Genomic DNA, 18147 nt, shown 5'->3' on the forward strand with positions numbered 1-18147 from the left:
TAATACTTAGATTATGAAACTAAACAAATACTTTTTACTAACACTAGCCTTAGGACTTAGTATCATATCATGTAATGACGATGATAATGAAATAACTCCAATTTCAATTTTCGGTTGTACAGATTATAATGCATTTAATTATAATCTACAAGCCAATACAGACGATGGAACATGCTGTTACATTTCAGGATGTACAAATCCAAACTCTAATAACTACAATGCTGATGCTTGTTATGATGATGGCTCATGTTCGGAAACAATTATTGGATGTACAAATCCAAATGGAATAAATTACAATCCAAACGCAACAGAAGATGATGGCTCATGTATTATATTAGGATGTATTGATGAAGCAGCTACTAACTTTAATTCAGAAGCAACTAATGATGATGGTTCGTGTGAGTTTTCAACATCTTATCTTTTAAGTGGCTCATGGGATATTGTTTCACTAGAATACTCAACTGAAATAGACCTTTCATTTATTGAAGCTATTATAGGCTTTAATCCGGGAAATCAAGAACTATCTGGAGAAGCATCTGATGCTGGATCATGGACATTCCAATATCCTGAGTACTTATATAGTAATAGCTTAAGCTTTAACACGGAACCAATTACTGTGATTGCCTTTGATATTCCTTCAATCCCTATTGATGTTTCTAGTAATGGAACATGGGAGCTTGTTAACAATGACACTAATTTTCTTGCTACTGATGACATGACAAATGTTGAATCTACTTATAATATTTTATCAATTCAACCTGAAATGTTGTTCATGAATGGAACAATACCTTTTTCTCAAGATATAATGGGCTTCAGTATAGATCTTCAAATAGAAGTTGAGATGCAATTACAAAAACAATGAAAAAAAAGCTACATAGAAACACAAAAGATGGAATATTGTTTGGAGTTTGTGCAGGCCTTGGCGATTATTTAAATGTGGAAGTAGCATTTATTCGTGTAATTTGGGCACTCTCTATAATATGCTACGGATCTGGATTATTAGCCTATCTTTTATCCGCACTATTTATCACTACAGTTAAATCATCATAAATACTACGTGATATTTTTTGAATAGATCCTGAAGGACCTAAACTTTTTACGACGTTACTATATTCTTCTATCATTTTTATACGATTTTTATCATCCAAAATTCGCTCTAATTCATTTTGAATATTTAATATATTAAAATCCTCTTGAATCAACTCATTTACAATGGTCTTATTAGCTAAAATATTAACCATTGAAATATACTTGACTTTTGATAAGTACTTAGCAATTACATATGACATCCAGTTCATTTTATAACAAACTACTTGAGGAATCTTCCAAATGGCAAGTTCTATAGATGCAGTGCCCGAAGCTACTAAAGCACAATGTGCAGATTCTAAAATTTTCTTATCATAAAATAATTCAACATCATAATTGCCAACTATATTCTCATAAAATGATCGTTTTATTCCTTGAGCGCATATTATAACAAACCTATAATTCTTGAATTTTTTGCTAGCTGATAACATTGAAGGCAATATCTTTTTAATTTCTTGTCTACGACTGCCTGGCATTAAAACAATAATTGATTTCTTAAATGTCTTTTTATTTCTATTTACATTTGGAATCATATCAACCAACGGATGACCAAAATAGAAGGTGTTCACACCTTTTTTTGCAAAAAAATCTAATTCAAATGGGAAAATTACATAAAGATTATTAATGTATTTTTGCAAATACTTTATTCGACTTTCTTTCCATGCCCATAATTGTGGAGCAACTACCCAAAACACAGGAATACCTAAATTTGAAGCAAACTTTGCTGCTCTCAAATTAAAACCAGGATAATCAATAAGAATAAGTGCATCTGGATTAGAAGATTTAATACTTCTGCTTAAAATTCTAAAATTATTTATTATGGTTTGGGTGTTTTTTAAGACCTCCCAAAAACCTAGAAAAGACAATTTATCTAAAGTTTGGATTATATCAACTTCTTGTTTTTTTATATTCTCTCCTCCCCAACAAGAAAATTTTGCACTTGCATCAATTTTTCTAAAATTTTCTATTAATTTAGAACCATATAAATCCCCTGATAATTCCCCAGAAATAATATAATAATGCATTTTAAATTGACCCTTGATTAATATAAACCCAAAGAATCCCATAAATAAATGTTATAAATAAAATACCTTTTCCTGTGGATTCGTATTTTAAGTTAATTAAATAATATCTTAAAACAGGAGCATTGATAACTAGAGCAAATAATTGCATACTTTTATCAGAAAATGAATGACCAATCAATAGAGGGATTAAATTATCTTGAATAAAATAACATATTATAGGAATTAAAAAACCTAATAAAAGGCCAAATAAAGCTGAATCCTTATTAAAAATCATATTGTAAGTATTTTAAAAATTTATTTTGTTGCAAAACTGAACAGTCTAAATGAACTGGTACAACAGAAATAAACTTATTTTCTAATGCCCAAGCGTCTGATTTAACATCGCTAATATCGTGTTCAAAAGTTCCATTTAATTTATAATAATCTTTACATCCTTCTTTTCTAGATAAAATATAATCCTCTGTCCATTTACCTTGTGCTTGATTACATAATTTAATGCCTTTTAAATTATTCGAATCAACATCTGGTATATTAATATTTAAAGTCACACTCTCAGGTAAACCATTAATTAAAACACTAGAAATAATTTGCTTAATAATAGCTTCATAGTCATTGAATGTTTTTGATTCATCGTAACTTAAGTGTGAAAATGATAAAGAGGGAACACCATGGATTGTTGCTTCCATTGCACCATGTAATGTGCCAGAATACAATGAATTAATAGAGTGATTAGACCCATGATTAATTCCTGAAACACACAAGTCTGGGGTTCGAGGAAGAATTTTGTCAATTGCTAATTTCACACAATCTACAGGAGTACCAGAACAAGTAAATACGTTATTATTCATGCTTTCAATAACAATGTCCTTATATAATGTCATACCATGCGAAACTGCTGATTTATTTTCAGAGGGGGCTACTACGAAAACTTCGCCAAGTTTACGAACTACATTAGTTAATAAATTAATCCCATTAGACTTCAACCCATCATCATTAACAACTAATATAAGTGGTTTTTTATTTTTCATTTTTTTGAATTTTTGTTTTAAATATTCTGTCCCAAATTGTAAATGTAGTGGCATAGTTACCATTAAGTTTTTCATGATGCAAGTCATGATGCTCACTTTCTCCCCAAAACGGTATCCACTTGGAAAAAAGAGATTTAAAACCTGAATGAACATCTAGCTCATGAATATTTCTAATTATCTGATATGCCCAAAATGCTAAAATACTAACAGGCTGTACTAAACTAATTATAAAAATTGCAACAAATGGTCCAATATAGCCTAATAACCACTCAATTGGATGTACGTAAATATACTCTAATGCGACGGGTGTAATTGCCTTGTGATGTATTCGATGAATCTTTTTTAACACATATTTATTAGTGTGCATCCATAAGTGGAGAAAATAAAAATATACATCATCGATTAAAAGAATGAAAAGTAATTGAAAAATAATAGTTAAAAAATTTAACTTTAATATTGGATCAAATAAAAAGTAAAGAAAATATAAGCCAAAAGTAGAAATCAACATTAATAAAATAATGTTCAAAATTATCAGGGGTAATCTGGCATAAAAAATTGAGGATTTAATCTTTCTTTTTTGTATTCTAAAACTATGTAAGAATGGAAAATGAATTGTAACAATAGAAATTAAAAATCCCAAAAAATTACATGTAAGAATGATTGCTAAAGTGTATAAGACAAATTTAACCTGATCCATATATATCATAAAAGTATGAAAAAAATTAATTTAAACGATAACACAACTATATACTGCTTAAAACAAAATGAGGCCACTGTATTAGATGAGCATATTTCAGGATACCTAAAGTATGGCATTGAATTAAATGAGGGAGACGTAATTATTGACGTTGGAGCTAATATAGGCATATTAGGTATAAGACTTTCGAAAATCTATAATGATATTACCATACACGCTTTTGAACCTATTCCAGAAATATATAAAGTTCTTAAAAAGAATTCTGAAATAAGTTTAAATCCAAAGTTTAAAACATATATGATGGGTATTTCGAACATTGAAAAACTTATAAAATTTACCTATTTCCCTAATAGCCCCGCGCTATCAACATCGAAGCCAGATACATGGACACAGAATAAAAAAGATTTTATTGCTGCAGTGAAAGGAAGTATAGTAAATGCTTCCAAAAAAATTTGGTGGGCAAAACTTATCCCCAACTTTATCATTCCATTAATTGCTCAGTACTTAAAATCTAATAGTTATACTATAAAAAGTCCTGTTATAATACTAAGTAATTTCATAAAAGAACATAAAATAAAAAAAATTAACTTATTAAAAATTGACTGTGAAGGTGAAGAGATTAATGTGCTAAAAGGAATCAGTAGTGTAAATTGGAAAATAATTAACAATGTAGTAATGGAGGTCAATGATATCAATAACAACTTAGAAATAGCCAAAAGTATTCTTGTAGAGAATAAATTAAATATTACTCACATAGAAAAAGAAAAAGGATTTGAAAAAACTAAACTTACTAATATATATGCTAGTAAAAAAACTATAAATTAAATATCAAAAATCTTACCCGGATTCAAAATATTATTGGGGTCGAAAATTTTCTTAATTTTTTTTTGCAAAGCTAAATTAGAAGCCGTAAAAGGGATATCCATGTATTTTTTTTGCACAAAACCGACTCCATGTTCGCCTGAAATAGTACCTCCTAATTTAACACACAAATGAAATATTTCTCTTATTGCTTTATTTAAAACAACATCCCATTGATGATTTGTCAATCCATCTTTTAGAATATTCACATGTAAATTACCATCTCCGGCATGACCATAACATATTGATTTGAAATTGTATTTATTTCCAATTATTTTTACACCCTCTAAAAGCTTTACTAGATTTGCTCTAGGAACAACTGTATCTTCTTCTTTATAAACTGAAAATGCTTTTACTGCAAGTCCAATTGATCTTCTAACCTTCCATATGCGTTCTTGTTCAATGTCATTGTCAGCTACAATAACCTCACCGCAAGAATATTTTCGGGTAAAATCATATATTTTTTCTGCCTCTTCAAACAATTTTTTCTTGCTACTACCATCTAACTCAATTAATAAAAAAGAATCTGTTTTATCATCTATTGAGAACGGAATATTAGCATAATTTTGATCTTGGACAAAAACAACTGCATCTTTCTCCATAAACTCTAAACTAGAGGGCAAAATATTATTATACATTATATCCGAAACTGCTTTACATGCCTCTAGATTTATTTCAAATGGAATCAAAATTAATAATCGATGATTAGGTAAAGGTAAAATTTTAACAACAGCTTGAGTAACTACCCCCAATGTACCTTCACTACCAACAATTAATTGTGTCAAGTTATAACCTGTTGCATTTTTAAGAGTATTGGCTCCTGTCCAAAAAATATCGCCATTTGGTAAAACAATTTCAAGATTTAAAACATAATTACTTGTAACACCGTATTTAACAGCTTTAGGGCCACCCGCATTTAATGCAAAGTTGCCACCTAAAGTACATGACCCCTTACTTGCAGGATCGGGAGGGTAAAATAAATTTTTCTTTTTTAAAATACTTTGAAACTCTTCATTTATTAAACCTGGTTGAACAATAGCTTGAAAATTAGCTTCATCAATGGAGATGAGTTTATTCATCTTGATCATCGACAAACTAATACCACCAAATATTGGTAAAGCACCGCCACTTAGTCCTGTTAAAGCTGCTGAGGGAGTCACGGGTATGCTATGTTTATTACAATACTTTAATATTTTTGCAACTTCTGTAGTAGAACTTGGACTTAAAACTAATTCAGGGACAAAAACTAAATTTTCAGTGTGATCACTTGCATAATGCTTACATTCCTCACCAAAATAAACATTATTATCATTTAAAATTTGTTTAAAATATTTAATATGGGTTTTATTAATTCGAGTATAATTCACTAAGTTAGTATTTAGTACTATTGCACTAAATTAACTAATTAAAAAAGTCTTTACATGAAACTTCGATTAACTTTTACATTATTTTTAACTACATTTTTATTGATTTTTTCACAAAAATCAATAACAAATGAAGATATATTCCTAAATAGGAAATTTAATCAAGATTGGGTTTTTGGTTTAAATTCAATGAATGATGGTCTACATTATACAACTTTAAAAAATGGTGACACAACTTCAATTGAAAAATTTAGTTATGAAAACTTAGAAAAAGTGCAAACTATTCTTAAATCTAGTGATATTCAAGATTTGAATTTTAGCAATTATAAGTTTAATAAAAATGAAAAATTAATTTTACTAGAAACTGAAAGCGAAAAAATCTACAGATACTCTAAAAAAAGTATTTTTTATGTTTATAATACCGAAAGTAAAGAGTTAATAAAAATATTTAATAACAAAATCAGTTTAGCTGATTTTTCTCCTAACTCAAAATTTATTTCCTATGTGTATCGCAATAATATATACACTTATAATTTGGAAAATGGCAAAACTGAAAAAATTACTCACAAAGGACTTCCTAATAAAATTATATGTGGTGCAACTGATTGGGTATATGAAGAAGAATTTGCTCTAGTAAAAGGATATCAATGGTCACCAAATAGCCAATATATTGCATATTATATATTTGATGAATCCAAAGTTGAAGAATTCTCAATGGATGTTTTCAAGGGGGGTCTTTATCCTTCTCAAGAACGTTTCAAATACCCTAAAGCAGGACAAAAAAATTCTAAGGTACAAATCAACATTTTCAATATAATTACAAAAGAAAATATTACTGCAAAAGTTAATACTAAAAAAGAAAACTACTTACCACGAATGAAGTGGACAAACCTAACAAATCAACTATTTATTCAGAGATTAAATCGTCATCAGAATCATTTGGAATTACTTAGTGTAAATCCATCAGATGGAAATGCAAAATTTATTTATGAAGAAAAAGATAAATACTATGTTGATATACATGACAACTTGATCTTTTATAAAGATGATTCCGGTTTTTTGTGGACAAGTGAAAAGAATGGATACAATCACATTTATCTTTTTCAAATGAATGGAAAAGAAAGACGTCAAATCACGAAAGGAAAATGGGAAGTAACAAATTTTTATGGTTATGATGATGCAAATAAAATTTTATATTATCAATCAAACGAAGAGTCTCCACTGGAAAAGGATATTTACAGAATAAATATTTGGGGCAAAAGCAAAAAAAAGTTATCAGGTGAGAAAGGAACTAATAACGCATCGTTTAGCAAAAATTATTCATTTTTTATTAATACCCATTCAAGTGCTAACTCACCAAATACAATTAATCTATTTAATAAGGATGGGAAAAAATTGAATACAATAAAAGACTCATCCAAACTTCGTGAAACATTAAATGATTATAACTTAACAACAAAAGATTTCTTTACATTCAAAACAAGCAAAGGAATAAATTTAAATGGGTGGATGATGAAGCCTCCTAACTTTAATGAAAATAAAAAATACCCTGTATTAATGTATGTATATGGTGGACCTGGATCGCAAACTGTCACTAACTCTTGGGGAGGTCACTATATGTGGTATCAAATGCTTTGTCAGCAAGGTTACATAGTTGTATCTATTGACAACCGCGGAACTGGGGGCAGAGGTGCTGAATTTAAAAAATGTACATACAAAGAACTTGGTAAATTAGAAACTATTGATCAAATCGAAGGCGCTAAGTATTTAGCAAAACTAAAATATGTAGATGAACAAAAAATAGGCATTTGGGGGTGGAGCTATGGTGGCTACATGTCTTCATTGTGTCTATTAAAAGGTCACGAATATTTTAACACAGCTATTGCCGTGGCACCTGTCACAAACTGGAGATTTTATGACACAATTTATACAGAAAGATACATGCAGTCACCTGTGGAAAATGCTGACGGATATGACCTTAATTCACCTATTAACCATGTGGATTCATTATCCGGAAATTACTTTTTAATACATGGATCTGCCGATGACAATGTACATGTACAGAATACCTACGAAATGGTCGATGCTCTTGTAAAAGCAAATAAACAATTTGAACTATTTATTTATCCAGATAAAAATCATGGAATATATGGAGGAAATACTAGATTGCATTTATTCACGCAGATTACCGATTTTATAACTAAAAATCTGTAATTTTGCCAATCATAACTAAAAAAATATAAAATGGGACAATTAATTTTTTGGACAGCACTAACAGTAATTGCAGTTTTAGTAGCTAAATGGTTTATAAATCATGATGGACACCCTAAAGCTCTCTTTTACCTATTCTTTGCTGAAATGTGGGAACGATTTAGTTTTTATGGTATGAGAGCCTTGTTAGTGCTTTACATCATTAAAGACTATATGGAGAGTGTAGAAAATAATGAAGAAATTGCATATGGTATATATGCAGCATATGGTGCTCTAGTATATGCCACACCTCTACTAGGTGGATTTATTGCAGATAGATTTATAGGCTATAGAAAAGCAATTATGCTAGGTGGAGTTTTAATGGCAATAGGACACTTCTTTATGGCATTTCCAGGAGATTTCTTTTTTTATGGAGCTTTAGGACTATTGATTGCTGGAAATGGATTCTTTAAACCAAATATCTCTTCTCTTGTTGGTGCGCTTTATAAAGAAGGTGACATTAAACGTGACTCAGGATTCACGATTTTTTACATGGGTATTAACTTAGGTGCTGCTGCTGCTCCATTTATATGTGGGTATATTGGTGAAATGTGGGGATGGCATTATGGTTTCAGTCTTGCCGGACTAGGAATGTTAGCAGGTGTGATTGTGTTCTGGGATGGTCTAAAAAAAGGAGTTTTTGGTGACAAAGGCCTACAACCTCAAGAATATGCAGATAAAAAGTTTTTCAATCTTAACATAGATAAGCTTGTATGGGTATTCGGTTTCTTAATTGTACCAATTTTCGCATATTTCATTGTACTTGAAGCAGGTGGAAGTAATTTCTTAGGAATGATTATAAACATATTATTAATTATTTCGGTTGGATATGCTGGTTTATTAATGTATCAAAATTATCAATCTGGCAAATCAGATGTTGCTAATAAAATAGGCTCTATTCTGATCTTAGCTGTTTTATGTGCTATATTCTGGGCTTGTTTTGAGCAAGCTGGAAGCTCTCTAACTGTATGGGCAGATAAGTGTGTTAACTTAGGAATGTTCACTGCGTCACAAACAAATGGTATAAACCCCGCAATTATTATTCTAGCGGCTTTCCCTTTTGCATTATTATGGCAAAAATTAGATTTATGGGGAAGAAACCCAAATACTCCCAAAAAATTTGCTCTGGGATTAGCTTTTCTAGGATTGGGATTTCTTGCATTTGCATATAGTATTCATTTTATTAGTGATGCTGGAAAATTACCATTTGGAACATTAATTATTGGTTGGTTATTGATAACGACTGGTGAATTGTGCTTATCGCCAATTGGATTATCTAAAGTAACTCAATTGAGTCCTAAAAAAGCTACTGCCTTTTTTATGGGTTTATGGTTTTTATCATCGACTGTTGCTCACTACATAGCAGGTATGTTAGCCAAACTAACAATCAGTGGTGAAACAACTAGTTCTGAAGGCTTGTTAGGGAAATTAAATAAAATTCTATTTTCAGGTGTTGATCCAAATGGAGTTGGTGTTGCTGAAGCAATGGTGTACAATGATTTATTTGCCAAAATTGGATTTGTAACAATAGGTATAGCGGTGATTACCCTTTTAATTTCACCTTTAATTAAAAAATTAATGGGAGATGTACATTAAAAGAATATTTGTTTTTTCTATTTGCGGTTTTTTATTTTTTGGCTGTAGTAATTCAGATCAAAAGTCTAATAAAATCATAGCACAAAATAAAGTTGTTACTAATAAAACTCAAACCGTTCAATCTAATTCTAATATAGAAGAGAAATCTGACTGGTTAATTAACTATGATGAAGTATATAATAAATCTATAAAAGAGAATAAACCAATTCTGGCAAACTTTACAGGAAGTGACTGGTGTGGATGGTGTAAAAAATTGAAAAAAGCTGTCTTTGATACTGAAACATTTAAAAAGTGGGCAAGTGAAAATGTAGTATTGTTTGAGCTCGATTATCCTAGAAGGACTCAACAAGATCCTATTATAAAAAGACAAAATGCTGAATTGCAACAAACTTTTCGTGGTTTAGTTAGAGGTTATCCTACAGTACTTATCTTTGACATTGAAAGAGAATTACAAGAAGATGGTAGTAAGTCTCAAGACAAAATTAAAATTCATGGACAACGTATGGGATATATGCCTGACCCAAATTCTTTTATAAATACAGCTGAAGCAAATTTAAAAAATAGAGAATAACATTTAAATAAAAATGGGTGGCTAATGGGACTCGAACCCACGACCCTCGGTACCACAAACCGATGCTCTAACCAACTGAGCTATAGCCACCATGTAGATTGTGCAAATATACTAAAGTGATTTATTTTAACAAATGAAAAAAATTATTCAATATATTAAACACTCAATATTTCATAAAATTTCTTTTTGGAAGTGGAAGAATTTACGAGCTAATCTTATTGAATATGGACCTGCTTTTTTAATAATTACAATATTAGTGGAAATAATAGAACATATTGGTTTACCTTTTATATTTTATTACCTTGGTAATAATATTCACGAATTCTTCTACGTGCTTATCCCAGCACCGTTAATTATATGTTTACATTTTATAACTGCTCCATTTATTTTTTTTATTTACATAAAAATAATGAAACGAAAAAAACAAAAACATGTTAGCTGATTTTCATAAAAACGTACTAAAATTACTAACAAGTATTTCCATTGCACAGTTAATACCTATAATCATAACACCTTTACTGACTCAATACTTCACTCCAGAACAATTTGGTTTTTATGGATTATATATTAGTATCTGTACAATACTGGGTGCTATAGCAAGTGGCAAATATGATGTAGCTATTATGCTTCCTAAAAGGAAAAAAGATGCACTAAATATATTAGCATTATGTGTTCTTATTGCATTTTTTTTCTCTGCAATAATTTTATCGTTATTAAATATTTTTCATGATTTATTGTTTTTAAAAATAGAGTCAGAACTAATAAGCAAGTACTATTTTATTATTCCATTATCTATATTCTTAATTTCTATTAATCAATCACTAATCAATTTTTTAAATAGAAACCGAAAATATAATTGTATTGCGCATCAAAATATATTGAAATCTAGTTCAAACTCATTTTCTGGATTAGTATTAGGATTTAAAAAAATCACCTCAGGGCTTATAATGGGACATATTTTTTCACTCATTCTAACCAGCGCCTTGAATTTTAAAAATTGTATTAGAGATTTGAATTGGCAATTTATTAATCAAAAATCGATGGTGAAGAATTTTAAAAAATATATTGATTTCTTAAAATTTTCAACTTTATCTAATCTTTTTAATTCAATTTCTAATATAGGAATGACTACAATTATTATAATATTTTTTGGAGCCAAAATAGCAGGACTATATTTTATTGCCGAAAAAATAATTGCAATTCCTGTATCATTTATGACGTCTTCAATTTCTCAAGTTTACTTTGAAAAAGCCAGTAAACTAATTTATAATGATAAAGTAAAATTGCTTAACCTAACAAACAAAATCCAAAAAAATATATTTTATATTTTACTTCCCTTTCTGATTATTGCTAGTATTTTTGGAGAAAATATCTTTTCACTTTTTGGGGAAAGATGGGCGCAATCAGGACTAATACTTAAATACTTTAGTGTATTTGTATTGATGAAAAATATTTATTCACCAATAAGCCACATAGGTGATATTTTGAATAAACAAAAAATACTATTGTTTTTTAACATAAGCCTATTTTCATTTCAATTAATTGCATTTTATTTTTTAAAAGAATATAACGATATTAAAGTCGCATTATTAACAGCATCCATTTTTGGAGCTATTCATTATCTTATTTTAAATGCATATATGAAAAGTGAATTAAAAAAATTAATATGAAAAAATTATTAAAGGGAATTTTTATGTTCTTTGATAACTCTCTATTTAGATTGTGGGTTAAAGCTGCATATCCTCAATACAAAAGACAAAGAAATGGGTATATGTATAATTTTGAGGTAATTAGAAGGTACTTTTTTATGCAAAAAATAATTGGGTTTAATCGAAATATTCCCTGGCCAGTTGATTTTAGAAGTAAAATTATGGGAGTAGAATATATACAAAAAGGTATTATGTGTGATCCAGGAGATAACATAGGTATTTACATCAATGCATATGGTGGATTACAATTAGGCAATAATGTTAATATTGGACAAAACACTACCATAACAACTACAAATCACAATATTTACGATCACAGGAAAATTAGTAACAAAAAAGGCATTATAATTGGGGATAATGTTTGGATTGGCGCAAACTGTTGTATTGTAGCTGGCATAAAAATAGGAGATAACGTAACAATTGGGGCTGGATGCACCATTAGACAAAATATCCCTTCAAATAGTCTTGTTATCCAAGCCGAAAATTGTATTGCAATAAATCAAAAAAAAGCATATCAATGGGATTGTCTTAAAGAAGATTTGCTTTAATATCATCTTTTTTTAGTAAATTTCTAAAATAAATATAATAACCCTCTAACATTTTAAACATGAAAAAAACATTACTAATTTCCTTATCTATATTATTTGGACTGTCTAATTATGCCCAAATAAACATAAAACATATAGAAAATGTACCAATGAGTAATTATACTCAAATAACTGACACGAATACTCCAACTGCATTAGCAGGTGGAGATGAAATTCTTTGGTCTAACGATTTCTCAGATACTACAAGTTTTACAAGTGAAGATATCGCAGGCTTTGGGGATTGGAGATGGAGCACAACAGCTCCAGGAGGACAATGGAGTGAAAATGCAGCTGTAATACAATCTGAAACGCCTGAAAATGGCTTTATGCTGATGGAAGCTGACTTTTTTAACACTAGTCCACAAAATGGTGTTGCAGACGGTGAAGTAGGCGAAAATCCTATCAGTGCAAGTTTTACTGTTGGTCCAATAGACTTAACTTCAGATACTGAACAACTAGTTCTACAATTTTATTCTAACTATAGAATATGTTGNTATTATTCACCNAGTGACCAAAATGACTTAAATGTTTACATCAGTACNGACGCTGGNGAAACATTTAATGATCTAGAGTATATAGAAGGNGAAANATTTGAAGTTAATGTTGAAANACAAACACTAAGTCAAATNCCACTAGGNAATTACGCACCAAACACTGATGGTGTATATTTTAAATTTGAATGGATTGGAACACATTATTATTGGATGATTGATGATCTATCTGTTATACAACGCCCTTCACATGATTTAAAAATGCAATCTGCTTGGCTAACAATGGAGAATCCACAATATGTAGAATATTACACTATTCCTGAAAATCAAATGCCAGATCAAATGTTAATTGGTGCTGAAGTTTACAACTATGGATATAGCGATGAAGAAAACATAAGCCTAAGTGGCTCAATAAATGGAACAAGCGCAGAGGGATACATTGAATATGCAATACTTGAGTCTGACTCTACAGGCCTAATCGAAACGGAGTACTTTGATGTATCAATGTTAACTACTGGAACATATAGTTTTACTGCTGAAATCACTTCATCTGGAGATGATCCAACTCCAGAAGATAACACATTAACAAGAGAATTTGAAATATCTGAAAACACATATGCAATTGATGGACTATACACATCATCCGAATGGATGGGAACTGGTTGGCCTGGTGGTGATGATACAGCAGATGGAGTAAGGTATGCAAATTATTTTGACATTAAAGAAAGTACTGTTTTAAGTTCTATCACTATAGATTTAAACACTTCAGAACACCCAACTAGTCTTGGAACATTTCAGACAGTTCCTGGTGGAGAAATAATTGCTTATGTATGTGATACTACGGGTATATTTGACCCAAATGTAACAGAACTAAATCCAGAATTTGGTGGAGCTATATGGCAAAGCGATTTTACATTAGTAGACCAAAATCACGTTAATTGGGGAAGTATTGTCATTGATGTACCCGACTTACAATTAAATCCAAATGCATACTATATAGTCATCGAAATGTATAGTAATGGTCTTTCTAATGACATATTAATTAACGATGATACATCTGTTCTACAACCATGGTTTGCCTCTCTAGTATTTTATCCAAATGATCAAACATGGTATTCAAATCCAAATGCAGCATCAATCAGAATTGGATTAGATGGTAATAATTCCGTTTCTGAGAATAAATTAAATGGTATTGATTTTTTCCCGAATCCAGCTAACAATTTCATTGAAATTTCTAGTGAACAGAAATTAAATGATAATTCTACGATATGTATTTATAATATGTTAGGAGAAATAATTCTTCAACACAAATATGATGATTTTGACAAAAAACAAATTATTGATATAAATCACATAGTCGCTGGTTCATATATTATAGAATTGCAAAACAAGCAACTAAAAGCCCAGAAAAAATTAATTATTGACTAAATAAAAGGGGGGCATAAGCCCCCCTTTTATTTTACGAATTTGAATTTTAAAACAATTCAAAATAGTCTTCAGGATTGCGAACTAAATAATCAATTTCTTCATCAATTACCCTAGAAACAAATTGTCTTATTTTATCTAATTTAGATTCATCAATATTTTCTATTGAGGACATATAGTCTAAAGATTTATTCAAAATCTTTTCGTATTCAACTAATGTATCCTTTTCTTTTGAAACTAATAAATCATTTAAAATTTTATCCATGAGTCAATTAAATTAGAAATTATGACATACTTTAAATATATGAAATTATTTATTTATTGTTATTAATGTTATCTTTTTTTTATAGACCACGTTACTTTAAATTCCGAAACACAAACTCCACTAGTATCGTATCCTCTTGATCTCATAATACATTTTTGAGGTTGGTTAGTCTCTTCTGCCTTTTTTAATGAAGTTAATATCCTACCACCATCTGCACATAAAAATCTAATTTTAGTAACTGCTTTTTTATGGTAAATTGACTCAAAATTAGTTACTATAATAGACGTATTTTTATTGCTTCGATGAACAAAAACAAGTGCACCTGTGGATAATTCAGCGGCCATGGCTTGAACTGCAAAATACATTGATTTAAAAGGGTTTTTGTTCAAAAAATTGAAAGGTACTGTCACTTCACATTGTTTATCATCCAAGGATTTAACTCTTATTCCAGAAATAAAACCCATAGGCAATTTCCAAATCAGAAAAAAAATAAATCTCCATGACGTAAATTGATTTACAATTTTAATTTGTTGGATAGAGAGGGAATTCATATTAATAACATTTAAATTTTAAACAATATAAGAAATACAGTTTTTAAAATCCACAATTGTTTATCTTAAGAACAATTTTCATTATTTTTATTTTTTAAAAAACCCAAGCTTGAAACAAAACAAAATAACACTTAAACAATTCCAACTAGAAGTTTTAAAAGACTTTCAAACTATTTGTGAGAGTAGAGAAGCTAGCTTGGTGGGTAGAAAAGAAGTTTTAACTGGTAAAGCAAAGTTTGGAATATTTGGTGATGGAAAAGAATTAGCACAAATAGCGATGGCTAAAACTTTTCAACATGGTGATTTTCGATCAGGATATTATAGAGATCAAACATTTATGATGGCAATTGGAGAGTTAAGTTTAGACTCATTCTTCTACCAACTGTATTCAGAGACCGATTTAACAAAAGAGCCCGCATCTGGCGGAAGACAAATGAATAATCACTTTTCGACAAGAAGTTTAAACAGTCAAGGCGAATGGAATGATTTAACTCAACAGTACAATTCTGCATCTGACATATCACCAACAGCATCTCAAATGCCAAGATTATTAGGATTAGGACACGCTTCTAAAATATATAGAAACTATTTATTGCAAAATAATAAGTCGAAATTCAGTATTAATGGAGATGAGATTGCCTATGGCACAATCGGTAACGCAAGTACATCTGAAGGAATTTTTTTTGAAACTGTAAATGCAGCAGGTGTATTACAAATACCTGTAATAATCTCAATATGGGATGACGGTTGGGGTATATCGGTCCCAAGTAAATATCAGACAACAAAAGAAGATATTTCACAAATACTAAAAGGTTTTCAGAGAACCCAGAAAAAAGATGGAATCCAAATATACACAGTAAACGGTTGGGATTATAAAGAATTATGCAAAACATATTTTGAAGCAAGTAAATTATGTCGCCAACACCACATACCTGTAATTATTCACGTAAAAGAAATGACGCAACCTCAAGGACATTCAACATCTGGTTCGCATGAGAGATATAAAACTACTGACGAACTTAATTGGGAAAAAGAATTTGACTGTGTTAAAAAAATGAAAGAATGGATGATAGATGAAAATATCGCTACCAATGAAACCTTAAAAAAAATAGAACAAGACGCAAAAGAAAAAGTAAAAGAAGCACAAAAAAGAACCTGGAATAATTACCTTAAAACATTAAATGAAGAAAAAGAAGAACTGTTAAGCTTATTGAATAAAAATAATTCTAATAATACCATTAATTCAATTGCTAATGAGTTGAAAACAACCAATAATCCAAATAGAAAATTATTAATTTCTAGTACTAAAGAGATAATTCGAAATATTAAATATAACAACATACAAATACCAGAAATTTATCAGTGGCTGTTAAAAACTAAAGAAAAATATCAAAAATTATACTCTAGTCATCTTTATAGCGAATCTGCCCATTCAGTGAAAAATCAAGATTTAACAAATATCAAAAAAGCTATTTATTCAAATGAACCAAAAATGGTTGATGGACGTATTATTTTAAGAGATAATTTTGACGCATTATTACAAAAACATCCTGAATTAATAATTTTTGGAGAAGATAGTGGCAAGATTGGTGATGTTAATCAAGGGCTTGAAGGTCTACAAGCTAAGTATGGTGAAGTGAGAGTATTTGACACAGGAATAAGAGAAGCAACTATTATAGGACAAGGCATTGGTTTGGCAATGAGAGGTCTTAGACCAATTGCTGAAATCCAATATCTTGATTACTTGTTATACGCGATCCAAATACTAAGTGATGATTTAGCTACATTACAATATAGAACAGTAGGGGGACAAAAAGCGCCATTAATTATAAGAACGCGTGGACACCGGCTTGAGGGGATTTGGCATTCAGGTTCTCCAATGGGTGGTATTATCAATTTATTAAGAGGGATCAATATATTAGTTCCTCGAAATATGATTAAAGCTGCAGGATTTTATAATCATTTATTAAAAAAAGATGAACCTGCACTAGTTATAGAATGCTTAAATGGATATAGACTAAAAGAAAATAAACCTGAAAATTTAGGGGAATATGAAACTGAAATTGGTGTAGTAGAAATTATTAATCACGGTACTGATATAACTATTGTAACCTATGGTTCATGTTGCAGAATTGCACTAGCAGCTTCAAAAAGACTAGAGAAATTTAATATCTATATTGAAATTATTGATGTACAGTCTCTAATTCCTTTTGATATTGATCATAGTATTTTAAAAAGTATTAAAAAAACAAACAGAGTTATATTTCTAGATGAAGATGTGTCTGGAGGTGGAACCGCTTATATGATGCAAAAGGTATTAGAAGAACAAGATGCATACAATTATCTTGATAGTAAACCCGTTACTATAAGCTCTAATGAGCATAGACCTGCTTATGGAGATGATGGAGATTACTTCTCTAAATCCAATATTGACCAAGTGATAGATAAATGCTATGATTTAATGTCTGAATCAAAACCAAGTAAATACCCTACCTAGATTAAATCAAGTGAAAAAATTTACTGAACAAGACAGCATATACAAGAATTTAGAAACAATGAAAATTCATGACTTACTAAAATATATAAATCATGAAGACCAAAAAGTTGCTAAAATTGTTAAACAAGCAATACCCAAAATTGA

17 protein-coding genes and 1 tRNA gene are annotated in these 18147 nt (G+C 29.9%); 10 read left to right on the forward strand and 8 right to left on the reverse strand.

Going from position 1 to position 18147, the window contains the following annotated elements:
• Positions 1–13 precede the first annotated feature (13 nt).
• Together CBD51_002035 and CBD51_002040 are read left to right on the forward strand one after the other, a co-directional pair.
• Positions 14–862 (forward strand): hypothetical protein, encoded by an 849-nt coding sequence (locus tag CBD51_002035; GenBank protein ID RPG60033.1) that lies wholly within the window; start codon positions 14–16, stop codon positions 860–862.
• The gene (locus CBD51_002040) at positions 859–1050 is read left to right on the forward strand and encodes a PspC domain-containing protein (protein ID RPG60034.1); all 192 of its coding nucleotides are present in this window, start codon (positions 859–861) and stop codon (positions 1048–1050) included. Before CBD51_002035 ends, CBD51_002040 begins: the two co-directional genes overlap by 4 nt.
• Here CBD51_002040 and lpxB read toward each other — a convergent pair.
• Genes lpxB through CBD51_002060 form a run of 4 tightly spaced genes read right to left on the reverse strand, consistent with a single transcriptional unit; the run spans position 1005 to position 3845 of the window.
• Positions 1005–2153, reverse strand: a complete 1149-nt coding sequence (lpxB, locus tag CBD51_002045; GenBank protein RPG60035.1) for a lipid-A-disaccharide synthase — start codon at positions 2151–2153, stop codon at positions 1005–1007. The genes CBD51_002040 and lpxB overlap by 46 nt on opposite strands.
• Positions 2113–2385, reverse strand: coding sequence for a hypothetical protein (locus CBD51_002050; protein RPG60036.1), 273 nt, complete (start codon positions 2383–2385; stop codon positions 2113–2115). Before CBD51_002050 ends, lpxB begins: the two co-directional genes overlap by 41 nt.
• The gene (surE, locus tag CBD51_002055; protein ID RPG60037.1) at positions 2375–3226 is read right to left on the reverse strand and encodes a 5'/3'-nucleotidase SurE; all 852 of its coding nucleotides are present in this window, start codon (positions 3224–3226) and stop codon (positions 2375–2377) included. The genes CBD51_002050 and surE overlap by 11 nt, the downstream gene beginning before the upstream one ends.
• A complete protein-coding gene (locus CBD51_002060; GenBank protein ID RPG60038.1) occupies positions 3129–3845 on the reverse strand; it encodes a fatty acid hydroxylase family protein in 717 nt (238 codons plus the stop codon). The genes surE and CBD51_002060 overlap by 98 nt, the downstream gene beginning before the upstream one ends.
• A 6-nt stretch (positions 3846–3851) precedes the next feature.
• On the opposite strand from CBD51_002060, the gene CBD51_002065 reads away from it, so the two are divergent.
• The gene (locus CBD51_002065) at positions 3852–4661 is read left to right on the forward strand and encodes an FkbM family methyltransferase (GenBank protein ID RPG60039.1); all 810 of its coding nucleotides are present in this window, start codon (positions 3852–3854) and stop codon (positions 4659–4661) included.
• Here CBD51_002065 and CBD51_002070 read toward each other — a convergent pair.
• Positions 4658–6064, reverse strand: a complete 1407-nt coding sequence (locus tag CBD51_002070; GenBank protein RPG60040.1) for an FAD-binding protein — start codon at positions 6062–6064, stop codon at positions 4658–4660. The two genes, CBD51_002065 and CBD51_002070, sit on opposite strands and share 4 nt — an antisense overlap.
• A 54-nt stretch (positions 6065–6118) precedes the next feature.
• Here CBD51_002070 and CBD51_002075 point away from each other — a divergent pair, with 54 nt between their 5' ends.
• The 3 genes from CBD51_002075 to CBD51_002085 are packed head-to-tail and all read left to right on the forward strand — an operon-like array spanning position 6119 to position 10478.
• A complete protein-coding gene (locus tag CBD51_002075; protein RPG60041.1) occupies positions 6119–8275 on the forward strand; it encodes a S9 family peptidase in 2157 nt (718 codons plus the stop codon).
• A 30-nt stretch (positions 8276–8305) separates the two neighbouring features.
• Positions 8306–9907 carry an MFS transporter gene (locus tag CBD51_002080; protein RPG60042.1) on the forward strand — a complete coding sequence of 534 codons (1602 nt, stop codon included), beginning with the start codon at positions 8306–8308 and terminating at the stop codon, positions 9905–9907.
• The gene (locus tag CBD51_002085) at positions 9897–10478 is read left to right on the forward strand and encodes a thioredoxin family protein (GenBank protein RPG60043.1); all 582 of its coding nucleotides are present in this window, start codon (positions 9897–9899) and stop codon (positions 10476–10478) included. Before CBD51_002080 ends, CBD51_002085 begins: the two co-directional genes overlap by 11 nt.
• A 14-nt stretch (positions 10479–10492) precedes the next feature.
• On the opposite strand, the gene CBD51_002090 is transcribed toward CBD51_002085, so the two are convergent.
• Positions 10493–10568, reverse strand: a tRNA-His gene (locus tag CBD51_002090).
• Between the two features lie 341 nt (positions 10569–10909).
• Between CBD51_002090 and CBD51_002095 the strand changes: the two genes are divergently transcribed.
• Genes CBD51_002095 through CBD51_002105 form a run of 3 tightly spaced genes read left to right on the forward strand, consistent with a single transcriptional unit; the run spans position 10910 to position 14693 of the window.
• Positions 10910–12148, forward strand: a complete 1239-nt coding sequence (locus CBD51_002095; GenBank protein ID RPG60044.1) for a hypothetical protein — start codon at positions 10910–10912, stop codon at positions 12146–12148.
• Complete coding sequence (locus CBD51_002100) at positions 12145–12735, forward strand: acyltransferase (protein ID RPG60045.1); 591 nt, start codon at positions 12145–12147, stop codon at positions 12733–12735. Before CBD51_002095 ends, CBD51_002100 begins: the two co-directional genes overlap by 4 nt.
• A gap of 59 nt (positions 12736–12794) precedes the next feature.
• Positions 12795–14693 (forward strand): T9SS C-terminal target domain-containing protein, encoded by a 1899-nt coding sequence (locus CBD51_002105; GenBank protein RPG60046.1) that lies wholly within the window; start codon positions 12795–12797, stop codon positions 14691–14693.
• A 46-nt stretch (positions 14694–14739) separates the two neighbouring features.
• Here CBD51_002105 and CBD51_002110 read toward each other — a convergent pair whose 3' ends face one another.
• Entirely contained in the window at positions 14740–14955 is a 216-nt protein-coding gene (locus tag CBD51_002110) for a hypothetical protein (GenBank protein ID RPG60047.1), read from the reverse strand.
• Positions 14956–15023: 68 nt separating this feature from the next.
• On the reverse strand, positions 15024–15506 hold the full coding sequence (locus CBD51_002115; GenBank protein RPG60048.1) for a DUF4442 domain-containing protein: 483 nt from the start codon (positions 15504–15506) through the stop codon (positions 15024–15026).
• Between the two features lie 109 nt (positions 15507–15615).
• Between CBD51_002115 and CBD51_002120 the strand changes: the two genes are divergently transcribed.
• The gene (locus tag CBD51_002120) at positions 15616–18003 is read left to right on the forward strand and encodes a transketolase (GenBank protein RPG60049.1); all 2388 of its coding nucleotides are present in this window, start codon (positions 15616–15618) and stop codon (positions 18001–18003) included.
• Positions 18004–18147: the final 144 nt, after the last annotated feature.

The sequence above is a fragment of the Flavobacteriales bacterium TMED191 genome, assembly GCA_002171975.2.
In the GTDB taxonomy this organism is placed as follows: domain Bacteria; phylum Bacteroidota; class Bacteroidia; order Flavobacteriales; family TMED113.

Bases quoted from the DNA above. Each gene is read 5' to 3' on its own strand.
- CBD51_002035 (RPG60033.1), top strand. From the start codon at position 14: ATGAAACTAAACAAATACTTTTTACTAACACTAGCCTTAGGACTTAGT.
- CBD51_002040 (RPG60034.1), top strand. From the start codon at position 859: ATGAAAAAAAAGCTACATAGAAACACAAAAGATGGAATATTGTTTGGA.
- lpxB (RPG60035.1), bottom strand. From the start codon at position 2,153: ATGGGATTCTTTGGGTTTATATTAATCAAGGGTCAATTTAAAATGCAT.
- CBD51_002050 (RPG60036.1), bottom strand. From the start codon at position 2,385: ATGATTTTTAATAAGGATTCAGCTTTATTTGGCCTTTTATTAGGTTTT.
- surE (RPG60037.1), bottom strand. From the start codon at position 3,226: ATGACTTGCATCATGAAAAACTTAATGGTAACTATGCCACTACATTTA.
- CBD51_002060 (RPG60038.1), bottom strand. From the start codon at position 3,845: ATGATATATATGGATCAGGTTAAATTTGTCTTATACACTTTAGCAATC.
- CBD51_002065 (RPG60039.1), top strand. From the start codon at position 3,852: ATGAAAAAAATTAATTTAAACGATAACACAACTATATACTGCTTAAAA.
- CBD51_002075 (RPG60041.1), top strand. From the start codon at position 6,119: ATGAAACTTCGATTAACTTTTACATTATTTTTAACTACATTTTTATTG.
- CBD51_002080 (RPG60042.1), top strand. From the start codon at position 8,306: ATGGGACAATTAATTTTTTGGACAGCACTAACAGTAATTGCAGTTTTA.
- CBD51_002085 (RPG60043.1), top strand. From the start codon at position 9,897: ATGTACATTAAAAGAATATTTGTTTTTTCTATTTGCGGTTTTTTATTT.
- CBD51_002095 (RPG60044.1), top strand. From the start codon at position 10,910: ATGTTAGCTGATTTTCATAAAAACGTACTAAAATTACTAACAAGTATT.
- CBD51_002100 (RPG60045.1), top strand. From the start codon at position 12,145: ATGAAAAAATTATTAAAGGGAATTTTTATGTTCTTTGATAACTCTCTA.
- CBD51_002110 (RPG60047.1), bottom strand. From the start codon at position 14,955: ATGGATAAAATTTTAAATGATTTATTAGTTTCAAAAGAAAAGGATACA.
- CBD51_002115 (RPG60048.1), bottom strand. From the start codon at position 15,506: ATGAATTCCCTCTCTATCCAACAAATTAAAATTGTAAATCAATTTACG.